Source organism: Mesorhizobium sp. WSM4847 (assembly GCF_055811335.1).
In genome coordinates, this window is sequence record NZ_JBVVPY010000121.1 from 1 (window position 1) to 369 (window position 369).

Sequence of the window (369 nt, forward strand, 5' to 3'; positions counted from 1 at the left end):
TCGCCTACATCATCTACACCTCCGGCTCCACCGGAACGCCCAAGGGCGTCATGGTAGAGCATCGCGGGCTGGTCAATTATCTGGACTGGGCCCGCAAGGCTTACGCCCCAGGCTCATCGTTCGCGGTCTCCCTGTCCTTGGCCTTCGACGCCTCGGTTACCAGCCTGTTTGCGCCTTTGCTCAATGGTGGTCATCTGGAGTTGGTGACAGAGGGCGATGAGCTCGGTGGGGTAAAGGCAAAGATCATCTCGGGCTGTGGGCTCATCAAGATCACGCCGAGCCATCTCGACGCGCTCGGCCAGCAGATGCTGGCCGAGCGTGCCACCAGCCAGGTTGGATTGTTCATCATCGGTGGTGAAGCGCTGTCGC

General features: G+C 61.0%; 1 protein-coding gene. It reads left to right on the forward strand.

Going from position 1 to position 369, the window contains the following annotated elements:
* Nucleotides 1–369 (forward strand): AMP-binding protein (locus AC0L28_RS34795; protein WP_473483021.1); only part of this gene is annotated, 369 nt, incomplete at both ends.